We start from the raw sequence: 20898 nt of genomic DNA, 5'->3' as shown, positions 1-20898 counted from the left end.
AGGTTTTAGGCCAAGCTTTATATATTTAAGCGAAAAATAATACACGTTTTTTGGTACTAAAATTATGTGCTGACTGCCAATTGATTGATAGCGGTCAAATCAAAATATGCTACACTAACGAGCACTCTTATTATTATATTTCTGTCGGTTAGTAAGTACGCCCATTACTCTTGGTAGATTGCCATCACGACACTGATATCGTAGATATAATAATCTATGATACAAACGCTATTATAGTAAGTAGAGACGCAGCATTAACATCAAGTAAGTTACGCCATCAGCGTTTATCAACGCACACAAAGCAATGGCCACTTGCAAACGACCTATCATGTGACAGCTTTAATAAAAGCTAGGATAATACAGTAAGGCACGGTTATGAGCACAGCATACGACGAGATCAAAACCCGACTACAAGGCTCAATGGTAGCTTTGGTAACGCCCATGCACCCTGACGGTAAGGTCGATTATAAACGTCTCGCAGATCTCATAGATTGGCAGATCGAGCAGGGCACACACTGCCTTGTGGCTGTTGGTACTACTGGCGAATCAGCGACCCTATCTATGCAAGAGCATAGCGATGTCATTCGCTATTTTGTCCAGCATGTCAAAGGTCGTGTACCGGTCATCGCGGGTACTGGTGCCAACAACACGATGGAAGCGATCAAACTGACTCAAGATGCAGCAGATGCAGGCGCAGACTGTGCTTTGCTAGTCGCTCCTTACTACAATAAGCCGCCACAAGAAGGCTTGTTTCAGCATTATCAAGCCATTGCCAAAGCCGTAAATATACCGCAAATGCTGTATAACGTGCCTGGCCGTACAGTGGTTGATATCGCTCAAGAAACGGTCGAGCGTTTGTGTGATATCGATAATATCGTTGCTATAAAAGATGCGACAGGATCTGTCGGTCGCGGTGAGCAATTGATCAAAGCCGTTGGTGACAGAATGGTTGTATTATCTGGTGATGACGGCACTGCGCTTGATCTAATGAAAGTAGGTGGCAAAGGCAATATCTCAGTCACTGCTAATGTAGCGCCAAAAGCCATGAGCGAAACTTTTTCTGCGGGTTTACGTGGTGACTTTGAAGCGGCTGGTAAAATCCATGACGTGGTCAAACATTTGCACCGTGACCTATTCATCGAATCAAGCCCTATCCCAGCGAAGTACGCCTTGCATAAAATGGGTATTATCGATAAAGGTATCCGTCTGCCATTGGTTTGGCTCGCCGAGCAGCATCATGCGACTATCGATGAAGCATTGGTTCGAGCAAACATACTATAAATTGATATTTAGCCAATTGATATTCGGCGATTTTAGATTTGTTGCTAGTTGGATAATTGATATTCGAGCTAGCAGTAGGTCAACTTATCATGATAAGTCAATCGCCTACATGAGCAATAACTGCTAACTCAGAGAGACAACATGATGACAGTAACATCAAAGACAGCATCATCAACGAAAAAATTATTTCCAGCAATGCTGACCTTGGTTTTGGGTAGCACTTTGGTATTAAGCGGCTGTCAAGCGACTAAAAACTTGCTTGGCAAACGTGATAACGGCAGCTTAGATTATCAACAAAGCAAAAAGCTTGCACCGATAGAGCTACCTGCCGCCCAAGAAACGGCACCTTTTGTACCTTTGTATTCAACACCTAACGCTGGGGCAAACACGCTCCAACTACAAAATGAGTCAGGCAATCAGTATCAGCTGCCAAAGCCTCAGCGTGCTGTTAGCAACACTTCGAACTAAACTTACTCCCTTATCTATATCGCTGACTGTTGCGTTTTTTATCATAGCCGCAAACCATGTATCTTACATCAGTCAGCGGTAGCTGCGCGTTTTTACCACATAAGCTTGAACGAACAGGAACCCCCATAATGCAAAAGCAACAACTGCTGTATAAAGGTAAAGCCAAATCTGTCTATGAAACAGAGGATAATGATCTTCTGATTTTGCACTTCCGTGATGATACCTCAGCGCTTGATGGTAAGCGTATCGAACAATTAGCACGTAAAGGTGTGGTTAATAACCGCTTTAATGCTTTTATCATGCAAAAATTGTCTGATGCTGGTATCGAAACACATTTCGAGAAGCAGTTGTCTGATGATGAAGTGTTGGTTAAACGCTTGGACATGATTCCTGTAGAGTGCGTGGTTCGTAACTTTGCAGCTGGTAGTTTGGTACGTCGTTTAGGCTTAGAAGAAGGTCAGGCATTGACGCCGCCGACTTATGAGCTTTTTTATAAAGATGATGCGCTAGGTGATCCGATGGTTAATGAATCACTTTCTGTATCTCTTGGTTGGGCGACCAAAGAGCAACTGGCTAAGATGGAAGAGCTAACCTATCAAGTCAACGATGTATTAAAGGCATTGTTTGATGCGGGTGATTTAATCTTAGTGGATTTTAAACTAGAGTTTGGCGTATTCCATGACCGTATCGTGTTAGGTGATGAGTTCTCACCAGATGGCTGCCGTATCTGGGATAAGAATACTAAGAAGAAACTCGATAAAGACCGTTTCCGTCAGTCATTAGGCGATGTGATCGAAGCTTATGAAGAAGTGGCTGACCGTATCGGTGTACCATTAAAATAAGTATCAGATACTTAGCATACAATAAAAAACTGAGCCATGTGCTCAGTTTTTTTATGGCATTATATTTATGATGGTACCCTAGTGAGGACTCGAAACTTAGGCTGTAGGCTAATGGTATTAGTATCTTGAGCTATTTAGGTAGTCACGATGTACTTGGTAATGTACACGAAGTGAGTTTTTCAAGATTCAATCGAATTGTTCTTAATTATCTTAAACAATTTAATAGGCCATTTGTATGAACGTTTTATTCGATGAAGCTTCAGTTGCTCTTAAAGAAGTTAGAGTGTTAGCAGATGAAGAGTCTAGGAAAGTAATGAGTCAGTTTGTTAGCTCATTTCCGATACGAACTAGTGGTAACGGAGGAATTGACTGGAACAAGGTTGATAAAAAAGTGCTACTAAACTGTATAGAAGAAATTAAAAATCAAATAAATCTCACACTAGCAGATAACTGTTTTATTATCTGGAATGATGCAGCACACCCGATTCTAGAGACTACTGTTGAAAGGATAGTAAATGCTTTTGACGACGTTACAGCTGTAAGTTTTGATACATGGATATTCATCCCAAAAAACAATAATGTAATTGAAAGTACTCCCTCCGGCTTAAGAATGAGTACGTTTTTTTAGGGTTTATCTGCGTATTCTATACGTGATCGGTGCGCTATACAGGCATCGAACTGCTAGTTCTAGATATGAACTTAGTGACTAAAAAATTGAAAGCATAGCTCAATTCAACAGATGGGTAGAATTTTAAATTATGATTAGAGCATTGAGTAAGAATGATATTGACTTCATATACATATATAGTGTTTATGAAGGTAAAAACTATAGTGAGAATAAAGTTGAAACTTATTATTTAGCAAGCTGTAGTACTTACCAAGGCTTAATAGTATATAGGGAAAATGAGGTCTATAACATAGAGGTGTTAGAAGACAGTTACTTAGACTTAACAACGGGTGATTTATCAGCAGGTCTGAATGATAGCATGCATCCTATACTCTACGACTTTCTAAAAAATGATTGGGAAACTTATGAAGGTATCGTTGAAGGGCAAATTGAACCTTGGCTTAAATTTCAAAAAGAATTGGGTCATAGACCTTGATCAAATAACTTAGTAAAACTGATAAGAGGTTTTAATTAGAGTATACCCAAAGGGAACCAGCTATTTTACCCTTAAAATCTATTAACAGACCACTTAAAACAGACTGCAATTCCTATCTATTTATCAACCAGTATCATTCTTTAGGTATAGGCTTGTAGTTTAGCTCGTATAAAAAATCAAACATAGTGCAAACACTGTCCCCGATACCTTATCTTACTTTTATGCTAATTTGTTAGTACCTACTAATATCAATTGGACCATAAAAATAATAAAAGGTTTTGCTAATGTCTACTGCCTCATCAACCGTTTTGGAGCCTGACTGGTTCACTCGTCCGACCTGTGTGGTCGCTGCTGATCTGATTGGTAAAGTCTTATGTCGACAGCTAACCGATAGTGATGGACAGCAAAAAACGCTACGTATGCGTATCTCTGAGACCGAAGCCTATATTGGTCAAGATGATCCCGCTTGCCATTCACATGCAGGTACTCGAACGTCGCGCACAGAGATTATGTATGAGCAAGGTGGTGTGTTCTATGTCTATTTGACATACGGTGTGCATCATATGCTAAATTTGATTAGCGGCTCTGTAGAGTCGCCTGAATCGGTATTGATACGCGCTGGGTTTTTAACTGATGATAGTGACCGTCTGATTGAAGAGCAACAACTCAGTTCAGATAAGCAGTTTACTCATCCTAAGCAGTTTGCAGGCCCTGGCAAATTGACCAAACGCTTGCAAATTGATCGCGATTTATATGGCAAATCTATTTCGCCGGCTTCAGACGTTTGGATAGAAGATGATGACTGCCAGCCACCTGTATCACTACGCCCGCGTATTGGTATTGATTATGCCGGTGATGCCAAAGACTGGCTGCTACGTTATATATGGACCGAGCACCCTTCTTTATCTAAGAACTAGCAAATTGAGACTCAAAACCATTCTATGAGGTAAACCTATGTATAAGTTGACCGTTTTTATTCCTGATGCAGCGTTAGACCAAGTAAAGTCTGCTCTGTTTGCTGCTGGCGCTGGGAAGATTGGAAACTATGAGCAATGCTGTTGGCAGGTACGAGGAGCCGGTCAGTTTATGCCATTGTCAGGCAGTAATCCGCACATTGGTACACAGGGTAGTTTAGAAATGGTCGATGAGTGGCGAGTTGAAATGGTGGTAGATGAAGCTTTTATCGATGCTACCATTGCCGCGTTAAAAGAGGCACACCCCTATGAAACGCCAGCTTATGATGTGATAAAAGTTTTGAATTTTTAGTTTTATATAGAAAAGTACCAGATTCTTGAGTGTAAGAATTCTCATAAAAAAACCAAATAAGCCATTTAATGACTTATTTGGCTATAAAATTTTTAAAGTTTCAACTGAGTAGTAACAGTGAATATCAGATCTTAATGATCGATTAATCTTTCTTAAGCTTAATCACGTTGTAGCTTGGATAGCCTAGCTCAATTTTATAATCGTCGCGTCCACGTTCAGCCTTTATCTTAATCTTACGATCACCGTTTTTATATTTGACGTCTTTGACGCGATATCCCATGCTACGGACTTTGCTAGCAGCTCGTTGCTCGACAACGGAGACATAGCTGTCTTTATCGTTCTTTTTATTTTTGTGTTTTTTATGGCCTTTATTGTCCTTATGAGTATGCTCGTATAGGTCGTCATAGCCATTGTAGCCATTCGGTGCAGTCACACAGCCTGTGGTCACTGCCAATAAAGCTGCAACTATGCTGCCAGTCGCTACTGTTTTTAATGTTGAAAATGATAGAGTTTTCATAATGATCTCCTAATAGTATATTGTTGCTCAATATGGATAAAAGTTAAATGTACCGAGGTAATTAGCTAAAATGCTGAAAGTAATCAATCTTTTCTGACTTTGATCACATCTAAATTTGGATAACTTAATAGTATCTCGTACTTCTGTGAACCGCGTTTGGCCTCAATCTCAAAGACGCCGCGCTTGTTTTTCTCTTCAAGATCGATATCTTCGATACGATAACCCATAGCCCTTACTTTGTTGATAGCACGGCGTTTAATAGCTGGGTAACGTGATTCTCTTTTAATAGCGTCTTCGACATCGCCTTTTTTATAGCGCTGACCATTTTGATAATTATCTTGATGCTTGTTTTCTTTATAGCGGCCATTATTATTTTGCGATTTATTATTATCCCAATTATCTGGCCACGCTTTTTTGCTTGAGCTGATAAGTCTTAGTGCAGGGTAAGTATATTTTAGCTCGTATGCTTGGCTGTTCTTTTTAGCATAAGCCGTAAGAGCTCGATCACCACGGTAACTATCAGCTCTGATGTCTATAACTTGATAGCCTTTGCGGCGCAAGTCTTGTCGAAGCTGCTGACTTACGCGATTAAAATTATTGTTTTGGCTATTATTATCACCACGATAGACAGGCTGACTGTCATATCCTGAGCCTACAACTGTACAACCCACTGTCGTACCAAATAAGGCAGCGACAAGACCGATAGACAAAGTGGCCTTAACAGAGAAAGGTTTTATCGTTTTCATGAAGTAGTGTCCTATGATGGTATTAAGTAGGCAGTGTAGATTGGAAATGTCTATATCTGATATAACTATAAGATTTTAAAGGTATTTTTTTGCGTTAAATTAGTTCGTAGTTAGTAAGTGTCTCTGGTAGTTTGTTTTTAGAAATATTTCCTTACATTATCTATAATAGAGTACAAAACTTTGCGGTAGGTGTCATTTGCGTTAATAAGTTGTAATAATTGTGGCAAGTAAAATAGATTGTTGTAAGCATATGCTTACACGTAATGACGTTTACGCGACTTAACATACGAGTGAGAGTTAGGCATTATAGTCACACGGCATTAGGGAATGTGACTCAAGGATTGAGTTGACCGCATTAAGGATAATGATTCAATAACTAGCGTCAGGATGACAATAGTGATTGAAGTAAGGACACATACCCTTTGCTGATAGCAGCAAGTAATACTGAAGCTGTAGTGTAGTAAAAAGGGCAGGATGCCCAGTATCACAATATACTGAATATTTGTGCAAGGATGCATGAAAAGCAGTCGTGATAGGTAACATGGATAGTTAACAATAAAACCGCATAACAATTGATTGCTATGCGGTTTTATCGTGTCTGGAGAATGGTAATTTATTTCTCCAATAGCTTATCTGTACAGTATAAATTTGCTATAAAAAAACCGCATATATTTCTATGCGGTTTTTCGGTTTATTTAGTACAGTAATTATGCAGCGGATAAGTATGCAACAAATATATTAATATTTATTTTCTAAACGCCAGTCATCTACTTCACGCTCTGCGTCTTCTTTGGCATGACCATAGCGCTCTTGTACACGGCCTACTAGCTTGTCACGGCTACCTTCGATATGGGTAAGATCGTCGTCTGTTAGTTCAGCCCATTTTTGTTTAACTGAACCTTTCACTTGGTTCCATTCGCCTTTTAGAGTATGTTCGTTCATTGTATTATTCCTTTTATTGAACTTATTGTGTTTGATTTATTTCTTAATCACCATTTTGATTTTTATTTCACGATATCGATTACTGATACTACTATTTAATTTTTATTTTAATTGTATTGCACAAGAATAATTGATTGGTTCCAAATATCTTGTAAGATTAAATATAGGACTTTCCAATTCAGCTGTCTGTATATGCTATGTTTATAGTGTTACTTAATTATAGTGAGCGTTTACTAAGTGTTATATACAGGGCTGCTGTAGTAGTGCCACGTAAATTGCGTCTATTGTGCGTGATAATAATTTTTTCTATGAACTTGTTGTTTATGTAAATATTAAGAAAATATATTATTTATTTAGAATATTTATGCAAATAAAAAAGCAGATACTCAAAAGTAGAGTAGCTGCTTTTTTATTATCTTTGGAATTGATTTAAAGTTATTTCGTCGAATATTTATTCAAATACTGATGATAGCGTTTGGTGAGTTTTTTTATTCGTATACGATCAGAAATCAATGAGAAAATTGGCGAAGCATTTGGTTTGGGCGACTTCCCTTGTCCCATGCGTTGTAATTGTCGCTTGATGACCGCCATTGTAGCAACTGCACTTAAGGTCTTATCTTTCCAGCGTACCATAGGATTGTGAGCACTAAGCGTACTATCACTTTTCCAGTTATTTGGTAGAGCAGGGTTCATGGCTAATGCGGTTCCCATACCAACCACGTCAATCCCTTGCTTCAGTACATCTTCTGCGACAGCCAATCGCCTAACGCCACCTGTCGTCATGATAGGCATGGTAGCAATTTGAGCAATCTCTTTTGCGAAGTCTAAAAAGTAAGCTTCTCGGTGCAACGCGCGACCATCTGCTGTGCTGCCTTGCATGGCTGGGCTTTCATAGCTGCCGCCTGATAGCTCAACTAAATCTACCGCCAATTCATTCATCGCTGAAATAACCACTTTAGCATCATCTGCATCAAATCCTCCGCGCTGGAAATCGGCCGAGTTTATCTTAACAGCGACTGCGAAGGTAGGCGCAACTTTAGCACGAACGGCTTTGATTACTTCGATCAATAGTCGCATACGATTCTCAACCGAACCACCGTATTTATCTTTACGTTTATTGGTAAGCGGTGATAAAAATTGAGAAATTAGATAGCCGTGAGCGGCATGAATTTGTACACCATCGAAGCCAGACTGTTCTGCTTTTAGTGCACTATCGGCGAACCGCTGTATCAGTTGCTCGATATCTTGCTGCGTCATCGCACGAGGTTTGCCAAATAGATGAGAGTGCTTGCCCAAGTCAATTGCCACGTCAGAAGGTGATAGCACATCGCCACCCATGGCAGCATATACTTGACGGCCAGGATGGTTGAGCTGCATCCAAACCTGCGTATTGTTGTGCTTGGCAGCATTTGCCCACGCTCTAAAAGGCGCTATCTCACTGTGTTTGTCCAATACGATACCGCCGGGCCCTGTCATAGCGCGGCCATCGACCATCACATTCCCCGTGATTAACAGCCCTGTCCCGCCTTCGGCCCAGTTTTTGTATAGACGGAGAAGAGTAGAGCCAGGGACTTGACCGACATCAGCCATGTTTTCTTCCATGGCTGATTTCGCTAAGCGGTTGGGTAAGGTAGCGCCACAAGGCAGCACTAAAGGGGAGAATACAGGTGATGTCATGATGGTGGCCTAGAAATGGTTGTTTTGTGAAGCATGAGTTCTACTATTGGTTTGGCTATAGACATATGGTTTAAATGACTATAACCTTATAGCTAAGATATTCGCTGTCGGCAATTGACCATTATCATCACATTTTTTTGGCACAATAGCACCTAAGGTAAATTACTGGTGTGTCGATATAATTATCTATTGAATAGGAAAACCTCTGCATTGAATGTATTAGCGCAAGATTTGACAGGCCCAGTAGAATCTAAACGTGAGCTGGCGAAAGCTAAGACTCGGCGTGCGTTATTAAAAAGTGCCTTGCGGTTGTACAGTTTGGAAGGTGCTCAGGGCATGAGCATGAATAAAGTTGCCAAAGGTGCAGGTATTGCCCAACCCAGTTTTTACAATCATTTTGAAAGCCTAGAGGCGCTACAAAACGAGCTGAGCGCCCAACTAAAAGACAATTATCTATCCCCGATGCGACTGGCATGGGTCAATATGCTCAAAGATTATGATGTGTTGAGTAAAGATCAGTTTAATCAGCAATGTCGACAATGTCTGATTATGATCTTTGATTCTGCATTTGAGAATATCGCACTGTTTCAACACTTGCTCGAAGACCGTCCTAGATTTAGTGACACTATAGAAAACCAGTCTTCATTGAATAATGGACTGGGCAATCTGATTACCGAAATACAAGAAGAATGGACAGAGATATTTATTCAAGGATTGCAGTTATCCAATCGTTCTTGCGAGCGCAGTGCTGTCAATCTATGCGTCGATATGGCGGCGGCACAAGTACATGAGTTGATATTGGGCTGTCATCAGCAGCGTTACTCAAGGCAGCAAGCGATTGCCACGTTGAGTATCAGCTTTGATGCACTGTTTGCCAATTTTTTGCACGGAAGCAAGACTAGTCAGTAGTGATAATAAGCAAAAATTATTGTCATGAAATCTAGAACAAAAAACACAACAGGGAGAGTGACTATGGCCACAACCACGGCTGCACCAACGTTAGGCGAAGCGCAAACGCATTTTAGAACTTGTACATTGTGCGAGGCAATGTGCGGCGTCGAAATAAAACATGATGGCGAAAAAGTCTTGTCGATTAAAGGGGACAAAAACGATCCCTTTTCACAAGGCTATATTTGTCCGAAAGCCACCGCTTTGCAAGATTTGCATGAAGATCCTGACCGTTTGCGTCAGCCGGTAGAGAGAACGGCAGACGGTTGGAAATCTATTAGTTGGCCAGAAGCGTTGGATAAAGTCGCCGCAGGTATTCAATCCATACAGCAAAAGTATGGTCAAAATGCGTTGGGTGTTTATTTGGGTAATCCTAATGTACATAATATGGGTGGTATGTTGACCATCAAACAACTGCTTACCAGTTTAAAGACGCGCAGTCGTTTTTCTGCCACTTCTATCGACCAGCTGCCACATCATATTATTAGCATGCATCTATTTGGTCATATGCTGCGTATTCCAGTTCCTGATGTCAATAACACACAATACATGCTGATCATCGGTGGCAATCCGCTGGCTTCTAACGGCAGTATCATGACTGCGCCCAACATGCGCCAAAAGCTAAAAGATATTAAAGCGCGCGATGGCAAGGTAGTAGTGGTTGATCCAAGACGTACCGAAACTGCCGACATCGCCAGCGAACACCACTTTATTCGTCCAGCGACGGATGTATTGCTGCTATTGGCCATGCTAAATGAAATCTATACGCAGGGTTATGCCAAGCTCGATACTAGAGTGGCGACCTTGGCACCAGAGATCGATCGACTTGCTTTGTTTGCTGAACAATACACGCCTGAGTCAGTGGCAGATATTACGGGTATTACCGCAGCCGAAATAAAACGTATCGTCAAAGAGTTTTGTGAAGCGGAAAGCTCAGTTTGTTATGGCCGTATGGGCATCTCGGTGCAAGAGTTTGGTTTGCTCAGCCAATATCTGTCTATGGTCATTAATATCGTCACAGGTCGTTTAGATGAGGTGGGCGGATTGATGTTCCCGAATCCTGCTGTCGATGTTGTGAACAGCTCAGGCCCGGGCTATTTAGGTAAACGTCATAGCCGCGTCAGCAACTTGCCAGATTTTAATGGTGAGTATCCAGTGGTTGCGATGGCAGATGAGATGTTAGTCGAAGGGGAAGGCCAGTTAAAAGGATTCGTCACGGTCGCTGGCAATCCGGTTCTGAGTACGCCAAATGGTGAAAAGTTGGACGAAGCATTATCTCAGTTAGAGTTTATGGTTTCGCTTGATTACTTTGTGACTGAGACCAGTCGCCATGCCAATATTATTTTGCCGCCTGTATCGCCATTAGAGCGCGACCATTATGACATTACTTTCAATGGTTTTGCCGTGCACAATGTCGCCAAATATTCGCCTGCTTTGTTTGAGAAAACTGATGATACCAAGCATGACTGGGAGATTTATTTAGGACTGGCAGAGCGCTTAGACAAAGATGCGCCAGAAGCAACGCAAAAAGAACGTGCCGCGACAAAAGCCTTTGGTCCCAAGTTCTTGTTAGAGCAAGGTCTTAAGTATGGACCTCATAAAGAGGTGACATTTGAAGCGCTAGTCGAGAATCCGCATGGTATTGATTTGGGTCCGCTGCATCGTATGTTGCCAGAGGCTATTAAACACGCTGATAAACAAATTCATCTTCATGTTGATTTTTATCAGTCAGATTTGGCCCGTGTTAAAGAGATGGTACAGCAGTACAACAGTAATGAGATTTTGCTAATCGGTCGTCGTCATGTACGTAGTAACAACTCATGGTTGCACAATAGCCATCGACTGGTAAAAGGTAAGTCTCGCTGTACATTGATGCTGCATCCGCAAACGGCAGCGCAACATGGCATTGCAGACGGTCAAGACGTCAGAGTAACTTCTCGAGTAGGTAGCGTGGTCATTGTAGCAGAAGTGACAGATGAGCTGATGCCAGGAGTGGTCAGCATTCCGCATGGTTTTGGACACGGTCGTAAAGGCGTTAAGCAAAAGATTGCGCAAGCGCATGCAGGTGTCAGCGTTAATGATTTGACTGATGAGACGTTGATTGATCAGTTGAGTGGTAATGCCGCCGTTAATGGTGTACCTGTGCAACTAGAAGCATTGGATATGGGTGTAGACAGTTTATCTGCTGCTACAGAGACTGTAGCAGCAGGCGCACTAGCATAAAGTTAATCATACCTTTGTAGAAATAAAAAAAGGCGTTCACGTAAAGTGAGCGCCTTTTTTTTGCAATCTGAATATATCGCTGATCCGATTAAACGCTCATGCCAATAAAGTCAAAATCGACATTAGGGGTTTCGCCTTGGATTAATAAACTAAGGGCTTTTGCAGAGCCACAAGAATGTGTCCACCCTAATGTACCATGTCCCGTATTGAGCCATAAGTTGTCAAAAGTCGCTGAAGTATTATGACTACCATGTTTGACTTGTCCGCAGTGTGCGCGTCCAATTAGGGGCACATTTGATGGAGTCATCGGGCGCAGTCCTGTCCAATATTGTACCGAGTTTGCGATGATACCTTTTGGGAATAATTGCTGTACGCGGCGAGTGATAGCTTCACAGCGCGTAGCATTTAATTCTAAATTATAGCCATTAAATTCTGCGGTGCCAGCAACACGTAATTTGTCACCCAGTCGTGAGGTAACCAGTTTGAATTCATCATCAATCAAACTGACAAAAGGCGCTAAGTGGGGTGCGCGCGGATTCACCGTATAGGTAGCCGAATAACCTTTTGCTGGAAATATTGGCGCGTGTATCCCCAATGGTTTTAGTAGAGGTACGCTATAGCTGCCAAGCGCGACCACATGACTATCAGCCGTAAAGGTCTGTGCATTTTCGCCTTTTGGACGGATAGTAATACTGTGTACATGCGGACGGGCAGAGTCAGCATCAGCATTGAGTGCCAAAATTTCGGTATCATATAAAAACTGTACGCCAGCATCGATGCAACGCTGCGCCAAGCGCTGGGTAAATAGGTGCGCATTGCCAGACTCGTCACGACTAGTGTATGTCGCTCCAGTGAGCTTATGCGCAATTGGGTAGAGCGCAGGTTCTAAGTTGATAGCATTGTTAATATCAATCACATGGCGCTCACAGCCGAGCGCTTGCATGCGTTCAGTTGGTTCGATAGCCGCATCAAACTCTGCCTGATTGGTATAAAAATGCATGATACCGCGTGTTTGCTGCTCGTAGCTTATGCCGATATCTGCGCGCAGCTGTTGTAAGGTATCTCTTGAATATAGACCTAGGCGCACCATTTGCACTAGATTGGCATCGGCTCTATCGGCGCGGCACTCTTGCAGAAACTGCATCGCCCATTTGAGCTGCGCTTTATCCGCACGCAAGCGATAGAGTAGTGGAGCATCCTCTTTAAACAGCCACTTGAGTGCTTTCATCGGGGTCGCAGGATTGGCCCAAGGCGTGGCATGTGAGACAGATATTTGACCGCCGTTGGCAAATGATGTCTGCATGCCTGCTGCCGATTCGCGTTCAATCACAGTTACATCATAGCCTGCTTGACGTAGATACCATGCGGTGGTCACGCCCACCACGCCTGCTCCGAGTACCGCAATGTGTGTCATAGGATTCTCTATGCTCATGTTAGTCATGACGGTCGCGCTGTATTAAACGACCATCACCTTTGCTGCGCCGCCTGCATGATTCGATTTCTATTTTGGACGCGCAACATCTACTTGTAGTGCAGCTGGCAAGTCCAATATGCTCAAATCACTCTCTGCCAATTGTTCAGGACGTGCCACGACCAAAGCGGTAAAGCCATTATCATTTTTCATCGCATTGACCACTTGGATTTTATCGAGCTTGTCACCTGCGTTTGGCGCTGCACCGGTGCCTTGTACATAGTGCAAAAATGCTTTAGGTGCAGATTTAAAGTAGATACGAGCGATGACTTCTTGACCTAAGTAGCAGCCTTTATCATAGTCCATGCCGCCGCGCTGATGTAGACGCAGCTCTTGCGGTTGAAACTCACCTTGAGTCGTGGCCACAATCCAATAGTTACCAGTAGCTAGGCTGCATGCCATCCAAGCCTGCGTATCTTCAGCGGTATTATGATCGTCTTTATGGCTGAAAGTTGGCTCATCTGCTAGCACACAAGGATATATCGCTGCTGGTGCACTGGTTTCAAATTTAGAAAACGCCCCGTACTTATTAAGGTGTGCCTGCAAAGACTCAGCACAATCGCTACTTATGACCACATCATAATGTTTTTCTGCTTGTTTTTTAATCCAGATACCGAACTCAATACGACCTTTTAGGTTACCGATGGCGGCTGCCTGATAGCTAAGCCCGAGCTTGGTAACGTCACAAGTTAATTGCCCTTGCAAGAATTTTTCGGCGTCCTCGCCTTGGATAGTTAATTGCGAAAACTGCGGTACAGCTGATAAATTTGAAGACTGAGTCATTGTTATTATCCTTCTGATGAGAGCTTTTATTAATAATATAGAGGGTAAATCGAAGTGATAAAAAATTATATGGGCGCTTTTGTCATTGATAGCATCTGTGCACATAAATCTAAATGAGGCTAAGAAGAGTACCACAAAAAACCCTGTCATAAAAAACGTCATCAGTAAGCGATGAGTTAAGTGTTAAATTGGGCATAGCGTTTGATTTTCAAGCGTACAAATTGGTTAAAGATGGTGAGTTACGGTACAATATCAGCTCTACAATTAACCTAATGTACGATGGCTGCCGAGGAAATAATGAGCTTACCAAATTGCCCTAAATGTGATGCTGAATATACGTATGAAGATGGTGCGTTACTGGTATGTCCTATGTGTGCTCATGAATGGACGGCGGCTGAGACTGATGCAGCGCAAGCTGAAGACCAAGACGCAGTTATTCGTGATGCTGTTGGCAATGAGCTACAGGACGGCGATGCGGTGACGGTTATTAAAGACCTAAAAGTCAAAGGCTCTTCAATCGTGATTAAAGTAGGGACGAAAGCGAAAAGTATTCGCCTGTTGCCAGATGCTACTGACGGTCATGATATCGACTGCAAACTTGATGGCTACGGACCAATGAAGCTTAAGTCTTCTGTGGTCAAAAAAGCTTAAATTGTAAAAACTTCTTGAAAGATTCAATAATAAACAAATATAAAATAGACGCTCAATCACAAAACATTGTCGTTATAAATGTCGCTATAAGTAGAGAATAATTATGAGTACTAAAAACGAACAGCTCTTTGCACAAGCACGTAAACATATCCCAGGTGGTGTTAACTCGCCAGTTCGCGCCTTTGCAGGAGTTGGTGGTACGCCAATCTTTATGCACCGTGCCAATGGCAGCAAAATTTATGATACCGAAGACAATGCTTATATCGATTATGTCGGCTCTTGGGGCCCAATGATTTTGGGTCATGCACATCCAAAAGTCATTGATGCGGTTAAAAAAGCGGCCGATGACGGTTTGAGCTTTGGTACACCAACGCCGTTCGAGACAACAGTTGCTGACAAGATTTGTGACATCGTACCGAGTGTTGAAATGATTCGTATGACCAGCTCTGGTACCGAAGCGACCATGAGTGCGATTCGCTTGGCACGTGGTTATACTCAGCGTGACAAAATCGTTAAGTTCGAAGGTTGCTACCATGGGCATTCAGACAGCTTGTTGGTAAAAGCTGGCTCTGGCATGCTTGATATTGGTGAGCCAACGTCGAAAGGCGTGCCAGCAGACTTTGCTAAGCATACCATTACGATTCCTTATAATGATCCGCAAGCGATTAAGGACTGCTTTGAGAAATGGGGTGAAGAAATTGCCTGCGTTATCTTAGAGCCTATCGCTGGCAACATGAACATGGTTATCCCAATACAAGAATTTCATGATACGTTGCGTGCAGAATGTACGGATAATGGCGCAGTATTGATTTTTGATGAAGTCATGACGGGCTTCCGCGTCGGTCTTGGCGGCGCGCAAGCCCATTTCGGTATTGACCCAGACTTGACCTGTTTCGGTAAAATCATCGGTGCTGGCTTACCCGTTGGTGCTTTCGGTGGTAAAAAAGAAGTCATGTCTTGCATCGCGCCACTTGGCGGCGTCTATCAAGCTGGCACGTTATCAGGCAATCCACTAGCGATGCGCGCTGGTATCGCTATGTTTGAAGACTTAACGGCAGAGGGTTTTTATGACGAATTAGCAGCGAAAGTTGATCACCTAATGGATGGTTTCCAAGCAGCAGCTGATAAACATGGCATCCATCTACGTACCAACAAGTTGGGCGGTATGTTTGGCATGTTCTTTGTCAAAGATAACGCAACCGAAACGCCAAAAAACTTCGATGACGTGACAGAGTGCGATATGGACGTATTCAATACTTTCTTCCACGGTATGCTAGATCGCGGTATTTACTTGGCACCATCAGCTTATGAAGCAGGCTTTATGTCTATCAAACATAGCGATGAAGACATTGATGCGTCAATCAAAGCGGCTGATGAGATATTTGCAGAAATGGCAAAAGCATAGTTTAGCCATGTAAGTTATTAGCTAACTAAAAAGTTGAAGCTTAAAAAAACCAGCAAGATCATCCCGTGATCTTTGCTGGTTTTTTTGTTTATCGATATCTTATTTATAATCGTATTGGGAAGAATACAAAGTATTTTTGAAGATTGTTTGTATAGCCGTTAACGTGACTGATGCTTATACAGTTCTTGCCTGCGCATCCGAAAAACAGACAATAAGTTATGATATTCTGAGGTAAACCCAGCCAATTAAGCAAGGATGCAAACGAATGAGTACCAGTACTTCTACCAATACCGCGCCATTATGGCAAGCCACTTACGACCAATGCGGCCTAGACAATCATTTGAATGTATTGGAAGGTAAGCAAAATCTAATTGACTTACTGCAACCAAAGATTGAACAGAATAGTGAATTTCCAGCTTTTAGTATGGGTGCGGCATCGCTCACTTTTAGGCAGCTAGATATTGCCAGTCGACGTTTTGCTACTTTTTTACAAGCGCAAGGTGTTGAGAAGGGCGATCGCATAGCGGTACAACTGCCAAATATACTGCAGTATGCCGTGGTACTGTTGGGTTGCCTACGTGCAGGTGTGGTATTGGTCAATGTCAATCCCATGTATACCCAATATGAATTGGCACATCAGCTCACTGACGCTCAAGCCTGTGGTCTAATTGTGCTAGATGGTATGAGCACTGCTTACGAGCAATTAGATGACACAGTCAAAGCGCAGCTAAAATGGGTGGTCAGATGTTTCATTGATCCTAGCATTGCTGATAACGACATTGCCTTGCTCAGTCAAATTGGCACAGCACAATCTGCGAACACAGATGAGCAAACACATTCCTCGACCGAATTATCAAATGAATCATCACAGCACAACATAATGTTTGCACATATTATGCAGGCCTATGGTGCAGAAGCGTTCAAAACAGTTACGATTGAACGTGAAGATTTGGCGCTACTGCAATATACAGGCGGTACGACTGGCAAGCCAAAAGGTGCCATGCTAACTCATTATAATGTCATGGCCAATGTCTGCCAGTGCTACGCGATGTTTGGTAAAACGATTGAAGCCAATCGTAGCGAGCAGATTAAAATACTTAATCCCTTACCGCTTTATCATATTTTTTCGTTTACGGTCTGCGGCTTGCTAGGTCTTTATGGCGGCTGGGAAGATATATTGGTCACCAATCCACGTGATATCGATGGTTTAGTGAATACCATTGAACAGCACCGACCTCATGTTATCCCTTCAGTGAATACATTATTCATTGGCATGCTGCATCATCCAAAATTCGCCAGTCTAGATTTTAGTCGTTTGGCACTATCTATCGGCGGCGGCACAGCGATTATTAAAGCGGTCTCTGATCAATGGCAGCAAGTGACAGGTATGATTATTAGCGAAGGCTATGGAATGTCTGAGACGGCGCCTGTTATTTCTTTCAATCCGTCTGGCATTACAGAGTTCAATGGTAGCGTCGGACTACCACTGGCTTTGACAGATATCCATATCATTGATGAGAATGGGAATACGTGCCCAACAGGTACAAGGGGTGAGGTCTGTATCAAAGGGCCTCAGGTCATGCGCGGTTATTGGCAGCGAGACAATGCAGATACTTTTACCCCAAATGGCTACTTTAGATCAGGTGATATTGGCGTTATGAATGATGAGGGGTTTTTGACACTCGTCGACCGTAAAAAGGACATGATACTGGTATCAGGATTTAACGTATATCCCAATGAAGTAGAGGCTGCGCTGACTGAACATCCTAAAGTGCTCGAAGTCGCTGTAGTCGGGGTGGCAGATGACCATAGCGGGGAAGTGCCAAAAGCGTTTGTGGTCAAAAAAGACGCGGCTCTCACCGTAGAGGAGCTACAAGACTTTGCGGGCAAGCGTTTAACTGGTTATAAGCGTCCACAGTCCTATGAGTTTATCGATGAGCTACCTAAGACTGCTGTTGGCAAAATATTACGCAAATCCTTACGATAAGAAATGTGTCGTTTCGCTTATAGAAATTAGCTGACATCAACGAAGCTATCAATATAATTGAAAACTGGGCCGCTAAAAATAATAGCCCAGTTTTTTTGTCACTTAATTTATATGGCGACTAAACTTTATCGTGCTTTATCAAACTTACGATCTCTCAAGCTCAGATTGCCTCGTAGCACATCGCTATACATACGAAAATCACTGACAAAGCTTTTCAATGGAAACTTAAAAGAAGCGGGCTTGTTCTTTTCAAAGAAAAAGTGTCCAACCCATGCACAGGCATATCCGGCGGCAATGCCCTTTACCAAAGGTTTGGCTGAGCCAGTTTTGACAGACTTTGCCAGTCCTAATAAGCCAAAGCTACTACCTGCAAAATGTAGACGGCGACAGGCCATGTTTTGATGCTCATCTAAGTAAAAATCATAAAATGCCTGTTTAGGCGAACTTTCAGTTTTTACCATGTCTTTTTTGGCGTTACTGATAGGGGTCTCAGTATTTTGAGTAGCGTCTTTTGTTGTGGTCTGATTCATGTGACTAGCTTCCTTGCTGGTGAGTTTAATAACTATTAATTACAGATGATTTTTAACCGATTAGCTGGTGACTTTTGAAGTAAATTATACGGATAAAAATTCTGTAAATAACGGTTTTTTATCATGATATTGATAGCTTTCAATGTAGCAAACCGATATGAGTAACACAAGCGCTAGATGCTGAGCCGATACCTGTCAGCTTATAAGGTGGTCGTCGATATCCCTGCTGCAACTTTGCATTGCTTGCGAGTGTTTGGCATAAATGCTTTAATGACAAAATTGCCCTGATTTTTGTGGTTATGACTTTTTTCTATACATGTGATTTTATAACTATATAGCACGTGATTTTGGTAAACTATCCACTCTCTCTAACACGGTGACGACTTGTCCTATGCCTATTGACTACCTTACGAATCCGCCAATTGGCGATGATGAAATGATGGCAGCCATCGATATTGGTTCCAACAGTTTCCATTTAGCTATTGCTCGTCTTGACCATGGGGAAGTGCGAAAAGTAGTCTCGATGTCTGAAAAGGTACAGCTCGCCGCTGGTTTGGACGAAAATAATATTCTAAGCGCAGCCGCCGAGCAGCGCGGTCTTGATTGTTTAAGCCGCTTTGTGGCGCGCTTGGATTCAGTACCGCCAGAGCGTATTCGTGTGGTGGCGACCAATGCTTTGCGTCAAGCCAAAAATGCCAACGACTTTATTTCCCGTGCCAATAAAATCCTGCCAAGACCTATTGAGATTATCGCGGGCCGCGAAGAAGCGCGATTGATTTATTTGGGCGTCTCACATACCAATGAGAGTAGTGATAAGCGCTTGGTTATGGATATTGGCGGCGGTTCGACAGAGTTTATTATTGGTCAAAACTTCGACCCACTATTGACTGAAAGCTTACAAATGGGCTGTGTTTCTTTTACCCAAAAATTCTTCGCTGACGGCCTGATTACTAAAGAAGCTTTTAATAGTGCAATTTCAGGTGCACGTAAAGAAGTCTTAGCGATTAACGGTCGTTATCAAAAGACAGGCTGGAGTAGCGTAGTCGGCTCAAGCGGTACAATCAAAGCGGTGCGTAATGTTTTAGTATCAAAAGGTTGGGCCGATGAGCAAGAACGAATTACCTATAAAGGTGTCAAAAAATTAGAGAAATTGCTGATCAAGATTGGCAATATCGATTATATTGAGTTAGAAGGCGTCAAAGAACATCGTAAAGCTGTATTTCCTGCTGGCGTGGCAGTATTGCGCGCGGTGATGAAAGTGCTAGGCGTTGAGACCATTACCTACTCAGATGGTGCATTACGCGAAGGCGTTATGTACGATATGCTTGGTCGTTTTGCTAGTGAAGATGTGCGTGACCGCAGTGTATTGGCATTAATCAAGCGTTATTCAGGGGATAAAAAGCAAGCCAAGCAAGTGGTAAAAACTAGCCGCCATTTATTTGAACAAGTAAAAGACAAGCTTGCGCTGTCCAATGATGATTGCGACTTGCTCAGACGTGCTGCTTTCTTGCATGAGATAGGGCTGGCAATCAGTCATAGCAGTTATCACAAGCACAGCGCATATTTACTTGAATACTCTGATATTCCAGGATTTTCGCAAGTTGATCAAAAACGCATGGCGCAGTTGATGCTAAATCATCGCCGCAAGCTCAAAGCCGATATGCTAGAGCAGACTTGTCAGATTGGCGGTGATCAGTTGGTTTATCTCTGCTTATTGTTGCGCCTCGCCGTACTGGCACATCATAGCCGCAGTGATTACGCGCTACCAGAGCTAGAATTAAAGGTAGTCGCTGAAAACAGTTGGCAAATTACCTTAGCGGATAGCAGTGAACATTATGCGTTCTTGCTCGCAGACTTGCGTACTGAGATTGACCAGTTTGCTAAATGGGGCGTACAGCTTAGTGTGATTGAAGCTCAAGAGGCTGAGACTCCAGAGGTTGAGCAGTTACCATTGTAAGTATTGAGTTAAAGATTAACGTAACAAAAGCGGCGTTGTCGATAATGTCATGCTATTTAAGATGTGCTACTATAGCTCCTATTGAGTTTACAACTGTACTT

At 42.5% G+C, this 20898-nt stretch carries 20 protein-coding genes; 13 read left to right on the top strand and 7 right to left on the bottom strand.

Annotated features, from left to right (window positions below; translation table 11 throughout):
• Window positions 1-375 precede the first annotated feature (375 nt).
• The 7 genes from dapA (at window position 376) to ACIGBM_RS02375 (ending at window position 4960) form a co-directional block, all read left to right on the top strand.
• The gene (gene dapA / locus ACIGBM_RS02405) at window positions 376-1281 is read left to right on the top strand and encodes a 4-hydroxy-tetrahydrodipicolinate synthase (protein ID WP_397476624.1); all 906 of its coding nucleotides are present in this window, start codon (window positions 376-378) and stop codon (window positions 1279-1281) included.
• A 141-nt stretch (window positions 1282-1422) separates the two neighbouring features.
• Entirely contained in the window at window positions 1423-1749 is a 327-nt protein-coding gene (locus tag ACIGBM_RS02400; protein WP_296135154.1) for a hypothetical protein, read from the top strand.
• A gap of 128 nt (window positions 1750-1877) precedes the next feature.
• Window positions 1878-2591: a phosphoribosylaminoimidazolesuccinocarboxamide synthase gene (purC, locus tag ACIGBM_RS02395; RefSeq protein ID WP_057757995.1), complete on the top strand. Its 714-nt coding sequence runs from the start codon at window positions 1878-1880 to the stop codon at window positions 2589-2591.
• A gap of 235 nt (window positions 2592-2826) precedes the next feature.
• Window positions 2827-3219, top strand: a complete 393-nt coding sequence (locus ACIGBM_RS02390; RefSeq protein WP_397476623.1) for a hypothetical protein — start codon at window positions 2827-2829, stop codon at window positions 3217-3219.
• A 142-nt stretch (window positions 3220-3361) separates the two neighbouring features.
• Window positions 3362-3694 carry a hypothetical protein gene (locus tag ACIGBM_RS02385; protein WP_397476622.1) on the top strand — a complete coding sequence of 111 codons (333 nt, stop codon included), beginning with the start codon at window positions 3362-3364 and terminating at the stop codon, window positions 3692-3694.
• A 284-nt stretch (window positions 3695-3978) separates the two neighbouring features.
• Window positions 3979-4611: a DNA-3-methyladenine glycosylase gene (locus ACIGBM_RS02380; protein WP_397476621.1), complete on the top strand. Its 633-nt coding sequence runs from the start codon at window positions 3979-3981 to the stop codon at window positions 4609-4611.
• Window positions 4612-4648: 37 nt separating this feature from the next.
• Window positions 4649-4960 carry an NGG1p interacting factor NIF3 gene (locus tag ACIGBM_RS02375; protein WP_397476620.1) on the top strand — a complete coding sequence of 104 codons (312 nt, stop codon included), beginning with the start codon at window positions 4649-4651 and terminating at the stop codon, window positions 4958-4960.
• Window positions 4961-5102: 142 nt separating this feature from the next.
• Here the strand turns inward: ACIGBM_RS02375 and ACIGBM_RS02370 are convergent, their stop codons facing one another.
• The 4 genes from ACIGBM_RS02370 to ACIGBM_RS02355 form a co-directional block, all read right to left on the bottom strand.
• Entirely contained in the window at window positions 5103-5477 is a 375-nt protein-coding gene (locus ACIGBM_RS02370; RefSeq protein WP_397476619.1) for a hypothetical protein, read from the bottom strand.
• A gap of 83 nt (window positions 5478-5560) precedes the next feature.
• A complete protein-coding gene (locus tag ACIGBM_RS02365; RefSeq protein ID WP_397476618.1) occupies window positions 5561-6223 on the bottom strand; it encodes a hypothetical protein in 663 nt (220 codons plus the stop codon).
• 738 nt (window positions 6224-6961) lie between these two features.
• Window positions 6962-7165: a CsbD family protein gene (locus tag ACIGBM_RS02360; protein ID WP_379543576.1), complete on the bottom strand. Its 204-nt coding sequence runs from the start codon at window positions 7163-7165 to the stop codon at window positions 6962-6964.
• 435 nt (window positions 7166-7600) lie between these two features.
• Entirely contained in the window at window positions 7601-8842 is a 1242-nt protein-coding gene (locus ACIGBM_RS02355) for an NADH:flavin oxidoreductase/NADH oxidase family protein (RefSeq protein WP_397476617.1), read from the bottom strand.
• 210 nt (window positions 8843-9052) lie between these two features.
• Between ACIGBM_RS02355 and ACIGBM_RS02350 the strand changes: the two genes are divergently transcribed.
• Both ACIGBM_RS02350 and ACIGBM_RS02345 read left to right on the top strand, forming a co-directional pair.
• Window positions 9053-9751, top strand: a complete 699-nt coding sequence (locus ACIGBM_RS02350; protein ID WP_397476616.1) for a TetR/AcrR family transcriptional regulator — start codon at window positions 9053-9055, stop codon at window positions 9749-9751.
• Between the two features lie 63 nt (window positions 9752-9814).
• On the top strand, window positions 9815-12013 hold the full coding sequence (locus ACIGBM_RS02345; RefSeq protein ID WP_397476615.1) for a molybdopterin oxidoreductase family protein: 2199 nt from the start codon (window positions 9815-9817) through the stop codon (window positions 12011-12013).
• 88 nt (window positions 12014-12101) lie between these two features.
• On the opposite strand, the gene ACIGBM_RS02340 is transcribed toward ACIGBM_RS02345, so the two are convergent.
• Window positions 12102-13427 carry a D-amino acid dehydrogenase gene (locus ACIGBM_RS02340; protein WP_397476614.1) on the bottom strand — a complete coding sequence of 442 codons (1326 nt, stop codon included), beginning with the start codon at window positions 13425-13427 and terminating at the stop codon, window positions 12102-12104.
• Window positions 13428-13514: 87 nt separating this feature from the next.
• Entirely contained in the window at window positions 13515-14267 is a 753-nt protein-coding gene (locus ACIGBM_RS02335) for a YgfZ/GcvT domain-containing protein (RefSeq protein WP_397476613.1), read from the bottom strand.
• A 297-nt stretch (window positions 14268-14564) separates the two neighbouring features.
• On the opposite strand from ACIGBM_RS02335, the gene ACIGBM_RS02330 reads away from it, so the two are divergent.
• From ACIGBM_RS02330 to ACIGBM_RS02320, 3 genes are all read left to right on the top strand, one after another.
• Entirely contained in the window at window positions 14565-14918 is a 354-nt protein-coding gene (locus ACIGBM_RS02330) for a zinc ribbon domain-containing protein YjdM (RefSeq protein ID WP_057758016.1), read from the top strand.
• Window positions 14919-15021: 103 nt separating this feature from the next.
• Window positions 15022-16323, top strand: a complete 1302-nt coding sequence (hemL, locus tag ACIGBM_RS02325) for a glutamate-1-semialdehyde 2,1-aminomutase (RefSeq protein WP_397476612.1) — start codon at window positions 15022-15024, stop codon at window positions 16321-16323.
• Window positions 16324-16588: 265 nt separating this feature from the next.
• On the top strand, window positions 16589-18310 hold the full coding sequence (locus ACIGBM_RS02320; RefSeq protein WP_397476611.1) for an AMP-binding protein: 1722 nt from the start codon (window positions 16589-16591) through the stop codon (window positions 18308-18310).
• Window positions 18311-18435: 125 nt separating this feature from the next.
• Here the strand turns inward: ACIGBM_RS02320 and ACIGBM_RS02315 are convergent, their stop codons facing one another.
• Window positions 18436-18771, bottom strand: a complete 336-nt coding sequence (locus ACIGBM_RS02315; protein WP_227511221.1) for a DUF962 domain-containing protein — start codon at window positions 18769-18771, stop codon at window positions 18436-18438.
• A gap of 460 nt (window positions 18772-19231) precedes the next feature.
• Here ACIGBM_RS02315 and ppx point away from each other — a divergent pair, with 460 nt between their 5' ends.
• Entirely contained in the window at window positions 19232-20797 is a 1566-nt protein-coding gene (ppx, locus tag ACIGBM_RS02310; RefSeq protein ID WP_397476610.1) for an exopolyphosphatase, read from the top strand.
• The last annotated feature ends 101 nt before the right edge of the window (window positions 20798-20898 follow it).

The organism is Psychrobacter sp. NPDC077938 (genome assembly GCF_044542635.1).
Lineage (GTDB): Bacteria > Pseudomonadota > Gammaproteobacteria > Pseudomonadales > Moraxellaceae > Psychrobacter.
The sequence above is the reverse complement of the archived record's forward strand: the minus strand, read 5'-3'. Positions and strand labels throughout refer to the sequence as shown.